A 10185-nucleotide genomic window follows, 5' to 3' on the forward strand; every position below is an offset into this window, starting at 1 on the left:
ATCGACGGGAACATGTGCCGTCCAAATTGTTAATTGTCCGAAGGGCAAATAAACTTCTAAAAATGTCAGATTAGGTAAGAAAAATCCCGTTTTGGTCTGAATGGGTGCGCGTTCGCCCCGCACGAGCAACCGCCATAAACCTTTGGGTGGCGTGGCGGCCAGGTAAACTGTGGCACTCGCCCCACCAGCATAATTCTCAATTTTCAAGTCTTGAATTTCCGGTCGATCGGGATTGCCAAAAGCACCAGCATGAACGAACGGTGCGTGGGCAAAATCCAGCCCATTTTCCAGGACGCGTTCGTAATTAGCATGCCAATGAAACTCGCCTTGAATCGATCGCAACTTTGGAGATTCAACATCGGGAAAGTTGGGAATTACTGGCAATTCTCCCACTTCGCCCTCGCCTAAAAACAGCCAGATCCATCCGTATTTCTCCCGAACGGGATAGGTAGTCATTTTTGCTGACTTGGGGATGCTGGCCGTCGGTAAGAGCGATGGAATTTTCTGGCAAGTTCCATCGGTGTCAAACTGCCAGCCATGATAGGGGCACACGATACAGTCGTTGGCAATCCGACCATTGGCTAGTGCGGCACCGCGATGGACGCAAGTATTATCGATCGCGTGGATGTGTCCATTTGCAGTACGATACAATACCAATTCTCGATCGAGGATTTTTAGTAATGTGGGGCTGGTGCCGATCGCATTACTAAACTCAACGGCATACCATAAGTTTTTTAACATGTTATTGGCTAGAGTTCTGGAGATCGAACTTGAGTGGCAATTTGTGGCTCGATAAGATGGCGATCTGGCACAATCGAGTGAAGATCGGTAAACAAGTTGGTTATTATTGATGACACAGGCAGATATCTCCAATTACCTCACAACTATGACAGATCGATCCAAAATAATTGTCCTCGATGATGACCCCACTGGGTCGCAAACAGTTCATAGTTGTCTGCTACTAACTAGGTGGGATGTGGAAACTCTCAAAATTGGGTTGATGGATGAAGTCCCCATCTTCTTTATTTTGACTAATACGCGCGCGCTCCCCGCCAAACAAGCTGCCGCCGTCACGCGCGAGGTGTGCCAAAACTTGAAAATCGCCCTTGCCCAGACCAATATTACCGATTTTTTGGTAGTAAGTAGATCGGATTCGACCCTGCGCGGACATTACCCGATCGAAACTGATGTCATTGCCGCAGAATTAGGCGGTTTTGACGCTCACTTCCTAATGCCTGCCTTTTTTGAAGGGGGGCGAATTACCCGCGATAGCATTCATTATCTCTTAGTTGATGGGGTCGAAACCCCAGTCCACAAGACCGAATTTGCCCGCGATTCAGTCTTTGCCTTCAATCATAGTTATCTGCCCGATTACGTCGCCGAAAAGACCGAGGGCAATATTCCTGCCGAGCGCGTGGTGCAGTTTTTACTCCCAGAAATCCGCAGCGGCAGCCTAGAACGACTGCTGCAATTAGAGCGCAATCGCTGTTGCGTCGTCGATGGCGAACGCCAATCGGATTTCGATCTTTTTGCCGCCGATGTCCTCGCGGCAGTCCAACAAGGTAAGAAATTCCTGTTTCGCAGTGGTGCCAGCATCCTCACCTCACTCGCGCAACTAGGGCCGCAACCCATTCCCGCCGCCGAGATGTCTAAATACGTCCGCAATGGCAAACCGGGCGCAATTATTATCGGTTCCCACGTCCAAAAAACCACCGATCAATTAACCCAACTGCTAGCGACACCAGGAATTGTCGGCATCGAAATCGATATTTCCCAATTAGTGGGCGAGAATGCGACGATTAGAGCCGGATTATTGGCAGCAATCGTCGATCGAGTCAATAACATCCATGCTGCTGGCGATACCCCCGCCATCTATACCAGTCGTCAAGAACTCGCCTTCAATAGCACCCAAGCCCGACTCCAATTTGGCGAAGCTGTATCCGCACTCCTGATGGACGTAATTCGCGCTCTACCCGCCGATATCGGCTTCTTAATTAGCAAAGGTGGTATCACCTCTAACGACACCCTCAGCAAGGGTCTAGCCCTCACCACCGCCCGATCGATCGGCCAGATCCTCCCCGGCTGCTCGGCGATCGTCACCCCACCAAATCATCCCCAATTTCCCAATCTCCCCGTCGTCCTCTTCCCCGGCAACGTCGGCGACGCCAATGCGCTAGCTACGGCTTATTTGCGATTGGTAGGTTAGGAGCGAGGAGCGACTGCAATCGTGCTGTTGGTGAAGCCTTCCCGTTGTTATCGGGAGCGGTTCCCGTCTAACGACACGTCTTTTCTTCGGATCTTCTCTGGAGCAATGCAGGCCGACGCAAACATCGTCTAATGAATGAAAGAAATTTTGGTTGAGTGTGTTGGGTTTCGCGTTGCTCTACCCAACCTACAGCTCTACTACCCGATCGATGAGGTGCGGTGCGATCGGTTGTAAGATTAGATCGATTGTGAGTGCGGTTACTTCCGCGATCGAGCATATTAGTTGTGCTTAATTCGATCGATCTTTTTCTTGCTCAGTTTGGAGTTGTTGAAGTTGTTCGACTGTTAATCCGGTAATTCTCGCGATCGTTTCCAAGGGAATATTTTCTTGAAGCATGTTGAGCGCGATCTCTTGTTTTTGACGCTGCTCGCCTTTGAGTTCGGCCTGATTCATTTGAGTCTCATACCAAACATCGATTTCTTCCATCGTCTTCATAAACTCACTCTCCTCTGGAGTTAAACTATCAGTAGCTAGATCCTTGAGATAGACACAGTATTTCAAACATGCCGCCATTATATCATTTCTAGCAGTTCGCTCTGGTGACGACAACTGGTCGATCCCTCTGAACGCCCTTCGGGCAGATTCCCGATTACCCAACATCTTCAGCCACAAATGTTCTGGCAGATCTTCTAGCTGTTCGATAATGACAATTCCCATCCTTAACTGATTTGGCAACAGATACACCCCTGGCTCAAACTCAGGGTGAACTTGAGCCGCGCAGTCTTTTAGAATCTGTTTGCCACAATTAACAGTCAAAATCCAAGTAAACGGGTTGTTTAAATCGATTTTTGCCATATCCGATCTTGGCAATTGTTGAGAATTCGTCAAGTTCTGCTCGGATTTAGCAGCTTTAATTAATTCCTTCCGCTGATATCGCCAATACAGATTTTTCCGCGTAATGCAATCATCAACATCTACACCTTCTAAATAACCGCTGTAATGCTCGATTATCATCGTCGGATGAGTTTGCATCAACCTGTCGAATAATCCTAAATCTTGCTCTTTCCATCCCTGTTTAGCTAGATCGCCGATAAACATCAAATCGATTTCCAAATCCTCATCGTTGTGGATTTGAATGTTTTTGATTGTATTTCCTTTCGAGCGGTACAGCGATTGGATATAGAATTTAAAGAATCGATTCGGCAAGCCGACGCTGCGCGAACGTGCTTGTATTGCGCCATTGTTGAATTCGAGCGGACAAATTTACAGCACTCTAGCACTAATATGCCTTCATGAGGTCGATCGTCGATCTGGAGCTGGATTTGACGATCGAGATCGTCAAGTCACTTGGATGCCTACATCAGCTCAAGTGGTCAGCTACAAAATCCGCAACAAGTGCGGTAGCCCTGACACGGATAACCTCTATCCCCTATCCCCTGCCCCCAACAAGGTATTATGGTGATACCAGCTAATTAACAGTAACCTAGCTCATTCATCATTGTTATGACAGAAGGCGATCGCAAACCTGAATACAGACCTGGATTAGAGGGGGTGCCTGCTGCCAAATCGAGCATCAGTTATGTCGGTATCCAAACAACCGATCGTGGTGAGAAAGAAGGGGTGTTAGAGTATCGGAGCATCCCCATCCAATCACTGGCGGCCAACAGTAATTTTGTCGAGACTGCCTTCTTGCTAATTTGGGGCAGACTCCCCACTCAAGCCGAACTGACTGACTTTGCCACCGAAATTTATTCCCATCGCCGGATCAAGTATCGGATTAAAGACATGATGAAATGTTTTCCCGAAACCGGACATCCGATGGACGCGCTCCAAGCTTCGGCTGCCGGTTTGGGGCTATTTTACTCGCGACATACCTTACCCAATCGCCACTACGCCCGTCAAGCCGTAATTAGATTACTCGCCAAAATTCCGACGATGGTGGCGGCATTTCAACTAATGCGCAAGGGTAACGATCCGGTGATGCCGCGCGACGATCTGGATTATGCGGCCAACTTTCTCTATATGTTGACCGAAAAAGAGCCAGATCCGATCGTCGCCAAGGTGATGGATGTCTGTTTGATCCTCCATGCCGAGCATACGATGAATGCTTCGACTTTTTCGGCACGGGTGACGGCATCGACCTTGGCCGATCCATATACAGTCATCGCTTCAGCGGTCGGTACCCTCGCTGGCCCCCTCCACGGTGGTGCCAATGAAGAAGTAATCTTAATGCTCGAAAAGATCGGTACTGTAGCTAATGTGCGTCCCTATGTCGAGCAATGTCTGGCTTCAGATCCCAAGTACAAATTTATGGGATTCGGGCATCGTGTTTATAAAGGGGTCAAAGATCCGCGTGCGATGATTCTTCAGGATTTGGCCGAGCAACTATTTCAGAAATTTGGCTACGATCCTTATTATGACATCGCTCTAGAATTGGAGAGCGTATTAGAAGAACATTTAGGGCCGCGCGGCATTTATCCCAATGTCGATTATTATTCCGGCTTGGTCTACCGCAAAATGGGTATCCCCGCCGATTTATTTACACCAGTATTTGCGATCGCACGAGTTGCCGGTTGGCTGGCACACTGGAACGAACAACTCGAAGAAAATCGCATTTTTCGACCCACTCAAATCTACACGGGTTTGCATCAGCAAGCTTATGTGGGGATAGGGGATAGAGGGTAGAGGGTAGAGGGTAGGCTTTAGGTCTTAGGCTTTAGGTCTTAGGCTTTAGGAAATAGTCGATCTCTGATAGCTGGCAGTTAATAGTGGAACTGCGTTCCCTTTTATCTCGTCCCCCCGCTCCCCGCTCCCCGCTCCCAACTCCCTGTCTTGTCTCGCTATACCGTCGGGGAACCCGACGAGCGCGAGCCGCAACTCCCAACTCCCCACTCCCAACTCCCCACTCCTCAATGAACACCACCGTCATCACCTCCACATTCATCCTCACCCTCCTGCTCGCGGTGGGTTTGTTTTTCTTTATTCGGGCTTCGACTAAGGATCGGATCGAGCAGATGATTTTAGAGACTAATGACTCGGAAGCTGCTTTATTGCCGCGCTTGGAGGAATATTTTAAAGAGCGAGCGTATCGGATTGCGGCGGTCGATCGCGAGACTGATATTATTACGTTTGAAGGATTGGTACGTCCGAGCGTATTTTTGGCAGTATTGCTGACTGGGTTAGCGGCGATTGGCTCGATGTGTCTAGCCCTAGTATTGGCGATGGCGTTGCCGGATATCGGTAATTTATTTTTGGGGTTGCTACTAGTAGCACCTTTGGCGGGTTGGTTTTATTGGACAGGATCGACCCGGACGGAACAAGTGCGCCTGCGGGTCAAAGCGGCAACTGAAGAGACTGCACCAACTCAAATCGAAATTAGCGGACATCGAGACGAATTAGCTGTATTTCAATCCGCGCTGCAATTAAGTGCCCACGAAGATATAAAATAAAAAAGCACTCCAAGGCGATCGCCCCAGAGTGCTGGTCTACAAAAAATAGAGATTTTATGTTCGGAAAGTTAGCAAACTAGTAGGTACTGCTGCCAGCAGTTACTAATTGTTGACTTTCTGTTTCTGGCTCTAACGAGCGTAGACTGGGGAATAGAAAATGGTTTTCTTCGACGTATTGTGCGCCAAATAAACCTTTTTCCGCCCAGAAATAGCGATCGGTAGTGTGTTCGTTGCGTTTCACCAGCAAGAGTGCTGGTGGATTGATACCTTCGGACAAGATATATTTGCGCGCAGCAGTCACAGGTTTATCTTCGCCACTTTCAATGCTGAATTGTGGCACCTGCTCCAATATTCTCCGCCCTTCTTGCCGTCTCCGACTTTTCCGTTTGCGTCTTCTAGCCAACCGCCTTACCTCCTCTTTGGTGCAGACAGATGTAATGCCTGTTACAAAAGCCGTCGCTATTCTATCCGCTTCATCCTAAAAACTCAACCCCCACCTAAATCGCTCCTTAATCCGCTCAAATCCAATAACCTAAAGAAAAACTAAAGTTTAACCGAGCGTTTATCGATCGCAAATTTTAATATTTGTAATAAATCTTAACTAAATCGGTAGTTCCACTCCCGATCGAATTGGCTACTATCGTCAACTTTGGCCGATCGTGCCAAAATAGGAAGTTAGGGTCAGTCGAAATACCAATCACCACCAAGCATCGATCGTGTCTACACCTGCGAGTTCCGAATTCATCGCTTTGTGTCGCGTCCAGTTACGGCTGCTGGCGGATGGTTTGGGTGCGACGCTGAGTATCGTTTACGTGACTAAAGAATTAGACAGTGGTGGCGAGTCGAAACTGTTACCTGTGGCGATTTATCCCGAAACCGAAGCCGCTCGATCGGAAACGCTGCAAATTGCCGCGCGTGCGGATTTGACGACTCCCGATGAAATAAGCGCACAGACAGGCGGAAAGTCACCGGTGACTGAATCTATACCTCGCTCCGCTCAGAACCAGCCACAAGGCTTAAATAACAGCACAACAGCAGAACTATCGAATCTATGTCCCTATCCCGATCGTCAACTCGCTAGCGATCGAGATCGCCAAATCACCACATTAGTACCGCCCAAACCAACCGAGCGGAGTGCCGCAGATGTGAGTGCGACCAACCGTCACCAACTCCTGTTGCCCTTGGTGTCAGAAGGGACGATCTTGGGATTGCTGGTGACGACGCGGGAAACTCAGCCTTGGAACGTGGCTGAGGAAGCAGAAATCCAAAATATCGCGCAGACGATCGCGCTGGCGGGGATTCTCGATCGGCGGCAAAATTGGCTGGCACGAGAACTCAAACAGCAACAACAATTGCAGCTTCAGCAACAAGATTTGATGCACAATTTGTTGCACCAACTGCGCAATCCATTGACCGCAATTCGGACGTTTGGTAAGTTGTTGATCAAACGTCTCAATCTTGAAGATCGCAATCGTGGCGTTGCCGATAGTATCATCCGCGAAAGCGATCGATTACAAGAATTATTAACCCACTTAGAAAGCGCGATCGATATCCCCGTAATTAGTCGCACTGGCGATCGCTTGAAACCCCTGCCAGCCGGACGTGAAGACATTGCGAATCGGAGTGCCAATCTATTACTTCCCGATGCAGCTTTTCGGATCGAATCTTGTCAATTAGTCGATGTACTCGATCCATTAGTCGATTCTGCCGAAGCAATTGCCCAAGAACGAAACTTAAGTTTTTACACCCATATTCCCCGCGATTTACCATTAGTGCAGGCTCATCCCGCCGCCTTACGAGAAGTCTTGAGCAATCTGATCGATAATGCTTTGAAATATACTCCCGCTGGTGGCGAAGTCGATATCGATGTCGAGCTGGTAAATACTTCTTTAATTGGGGTTGGTGCGGCGGTGGGTATCGATCGAACATCAGACCATAAACCCAGGTTGGCACCACCCCAGCTAGAACGACCAGCTCATCTCCAAATCTGTATTCGCGATACTGGCGTAGGGATTCCACCTCAAGATTTAGAGCGATTGTTTACGCGTCATTATCGGGGCGTTCAGGCTCAAGGTAGTATCGCCGGCACGGGGCTGGGACTAGCGATCGCCAAAGAGTTGGTGACGCACATGGATGGTAAGTTGGACGTCACTAGTCCCCCCCCAGGTAGCGATCGCGGCACGGAATTTATGCTCTGGTTGCAATTGGTTGAGGATGAGAAGTAGTGCGGAGCGGGGAGTTGCGGCTGAAATCACGCGGAGGTTTCCTCCGCATGTGTTTCAGTCAAGACAGGGAGTTGCGGCTCGCGCACGCCTTTGTTCCCCGACGGTATAGCGAGACAGCGACGCATCGACTGGGAGGTTCCCTCCCGGTTGTGTGCGTCAAGACAAGACAGGGAGTTGCTGTACCACCGTATAGGAGTGGGGAGCGGGGGACTGGGAGCACACGGACTAAGAGGGAACACAGTTCCACTATCGACTCCCAGTTATCAATTATCAACTGTCAACTAACTCCCAACTCCCAACTCCCTACCCCCTACCCCCTATTCCCTAAATCATGTCAATCGCGATCGCTGGAGAACGCAGTGGTGTAGGCAAAACCACCGTTACATTAGCCTTACTTGCCGCGCTTAAGCGCAAACAGCAAACGGTACAATCATTTAAAGTCGGGCCGGATTATATCGATCCGATGTTTCATACTTATGTCACGGGGCGCGCCTGTCGGAATCTCGACCCGATTTTGACTTCGGAAACTTACGTCCGGCAATGTTTCGATCGCCATATTCAGACAGCAGATTGCGCCATTGTCGAAGGGGTAATGGGCTTATTCGATGGGGCATCGGGGACGACTGATGCGGGGAGTACGGCGCAGGTTGCCAAGCTATTGAACGTGCCGGTAGTTTTGATTCTCAATTGTAGTAGCACCTCGCGATCGATCGCCGCGATCGCACATGGTTATCGGACTTTCGACCCGCAAGTTCAGATTGCGGGGGTAATTCTCAATCGGGTGGGGAGCGATCGCCATCTCGAATTACTCACTGCTGCCCTCTTGCCGCTCCATCTACCCATCTTGGGGGTACTCAGACGGCAAGATGACCTGAACCTGCCCGATCGCCATTTAGGGCTGACTCCGGCAGGGGAGCTGACCGCTCTCGATCGGACACTCGACCGACTTGCCGATGTGGGCGAAACTTGTTTCGATTGGGAGCGATTATTACCTTTACTCGTGGCGAAACCTGTGTTCCAGATCCCCTCCTGGGATCTAGGGACGGGTTCTGACATCGCCACAATTCCAAAAGTACGCATCGCGATCGCCAAGGATGCGGCATTTAATTTTTACTACGCCGACAATCTCGACTTGTTGCGAGAGTTGGGTGCTGAATTAGTCGAGTGGAGTCCTTTAGTCGATCTCCAACTGCCTCCAAATGTCAGCGGCTTGTATTTTGGGGGTGGATTTCCCGAAGTATTTGCCGAGATTTTAGCGGCAAATACGGCGGCTAGAGAATCGGTGAAAGCAGCGATTACAGCGGGAATGCCCACTTATGCTGAATGTGGTGGATTGATGTATTTATGCGATCGAATTATAGATTTTGAACGACGATCTTATCCGATGGTCGGAATTTTCCCCACCACAGCCGTGATGGGCAATCGATTAATTTTGGGCTATCGACAACTGACTGCATTACAAAATAGTGTGCTCTTTAATGCTGGCGATCGAGTGTGGGGACACGAATTTCATCGTTCTACGCTGACAGAATTACCATCCTCTCCTGTATGCGATCTTCAGGGGTATGAATCGAATTTAGTTTTTGCTGCTGAAGGCTGGAGTAGGCACCAGGTACAGGCTGGATATACTCATTTACATTTCGGAGCTAGCCCAAACATTGCCGATCGATTTCTCGACTGCTGTCACAGATTTGACGAACATTTTACAGCGCATAAATAATTTTAGCGATCGCTACCAAAATCCATACGAGTTTTCTATGTATCGACCCACTACGCAATTTTGGTGTTATGATTGATTTGCGGCGAGCGATATAAATCGCCGAATTGCTAGTAAATCATCTACAAATTAACAAGTTTTTCATGAATAAATTAATTCAATCGATCGCTTTGAGTGCCGTGGTTTTATCCCCTTTGAGCCTGTTTAGTTCGATCGCTTCGGCATCGGCTCATCATAGCTCTACTCACGTTTCGACAATGGCATTGAACACCACCCAAGCCACCAAGAAAAAAACGAACAAGACTACTGCTGGCAGCAAGAAAAAGCCCGCAAGTAGCATGGAGAAGAAGCCTAGTGCTACCGATACCACTACTCCTTCCTCCACTACCGCCCCTGCTGGTGGCGATATGCAATCTACTCCTAGCAGCACTACTACTCCTAGCTCCACTACTCCTGGTGCCACTACTCCTAGCACGACTACTCCTGGAGCTAAAGACACTACCAAAGCACCAACAACCAGCATCAAGAAAAAGCCAGCGACCAATAGCAAGAAGAAGCCTAGTGCTACCGATACCACTACTCCTTCCT

General features: G+C 49.1%; 8 protein-coding genes and 1 pseudogene. 6 read left to right on the plus strand and 3 right to left on the minus strand.

Translation table 11 applies throughout. The features are described 5' to 3' along the window. Positions 1-741, minus strand: a 741-nt coding sequence (locus tag RMO84_RS13950; RefSeq protein ID WP_310489055.1) for a Rieske 2Fe-2S domain-containing protein, incomplete at its 3' end; no start/stop codon positions are given. A 145-nt stretch (positions 742-886) separates the two neighbouring features. On the opposite strand from RMO84_RS13950, the gene RMO84_RS13955 reads away from it, so the two are divergent. Further along, complete coding sequence (locus RMO84_RS13955; protein ID WP_310489056.1) at positions 887-2206, plus strand: four-carbon acid sugar kinase family protein; 1320 nt, start codon at positions 887-889, stop codon at positions 2204-2206. Positions 2207-2494: 288 nt separating this feature from the next. Here the strand turns inward: RMO84_RS13955 and RMO84_RS13960 are convergent, their stop codons facing one another. Further along, positions 2495-3412, minus strand: a complete 918-nt coding sequence (locus RMO84_RS13960; RefSeq protein ID WP_310489057.1) for a hypothetical protein — start codon at positions 3410-3412, stop codon at positions 2495-2497. 297 nt (positions 3413-3709) lie between these two features. On the opposite strand from RMO84_RS13960, the gene RMO84_RS13965 reads away from it, so the two are divergent. Beyond that, positions 3710-4891 carry a citrate synthase gene (locus RMO84_RS13965; protein ID WP_310489058.1) on the plus strand — a complete coding sequence of 394 codons (1182 nt, stop codon included), beginning with the start codon at positions 3710-3712 and terminating at the stop codon, positions 4889-4891. Positions 4892-5118: 227 nt separating this feature from the next. Further along, the gene (locus RMO84_RS13970; RefSeq protein WP_310489059.1) at positions 5119-5655 is read left to right on the plus strand and encodes a cofactor assembly of complex C subunit B; all 537 of its coding nucleotides are present in this window, start codon (positions 5119-5121) and stop codon (positions 5653-5655) included. 76 nt (positions 5656-5731) lie between these two features. Here RMO84_RS13970 and RMO84_RS13975 read toward each other — a convergent pair whose 3' ends face one another. Then, complete coding sequence (locus RMO84_RS13975) at positions 5732-6058, minus strand: DUF3155 domain-containing protein (RefSeq protein WP_310489060.1); 327 nt, start codon at positions 6056-6058, stop codon at positions 5732-5734. Between the two features lie 313 nt (positions 6059-6371). On the opposite strand from RMO84_RS13975, the gene RMO84_RS13980 reads away from it, so the two are divergent. The 3 genes and pseudogenes from RMO84_RS13980 to RMO84_RS13990 all read left to right on the plus strand — a co-directional run. After that, complete coding sequence (locus tag RMO84_RS13980) at positions 6372-7880, plus strand: HAMP domain-containing sensor histidine kinase (RefSeq protein ID WP_310489061.1); 1509 nt, start codon at positions 6372-6374, stop codon at positions 7878-7880. A gap of 331 nt (positions 7881-8211) precedes the next feature. Continuing rightward, positions 8212-9600 (plus strand): cobyrinate a,c-diamide synthase, encoded by a 1389-nt coding sequence (locus RMO84_RS13985; protein ID WP_310489062.1) that lies wholly within the window; start codon positions 8212-8214, stop codon positions 9598-9600. 140 nt (positions 9601-9740) lie between these two features. After that, positions 9741-10185, plus strand: a pseudogene (locus tag RMO84_RS13990) (hypothetical protein); the annotation flags it as partial.

Source organism: Chamaesiphon sp. VAR_69_metabat_338 (assembly GCF_031423935.1).
In the GTDB taxonomy this organism is placed as follows: domain Bacteria; phylum Cyanobacteriota; class Cyanobacteriia; order Cyanobacteriales; family Chamaesiphonaceae; genus Chamaesiphon.

What these genes read in the sequence shown, in the direction of transcription:
- RMO84_RS13955 (WP_310489056.1), top strand. Translation starts at nt 887, where the DNA reads ATGACAGATCGATCCAAAATAATTGTCCTCGATGATGACCCCACTGGG.
- RMO84_RS13965 (WP_310489058.1), top strand. Translation starts at nt 3,710, where the DNA reads ATGACAGAAGGCGATCGCAAACCTGAATACAGACCTGGATTAGAGGGG.
- RMO84_RS13970 (WP_310489059.1), top strand. Translation starts at nt 5,119, where the DNA reads ATGAACACCACCGTCATCACCTCCACATTCATCCTCACCCTCCTGCTC.
- RMO84_RS13985 (WP_310489062.1), top strand. Translation starts at nt 8,212, where the DNA reads ATGTCAATCGCGATCGCTGGAGAACGCAGTGGTGTAGGCAAAACCACC.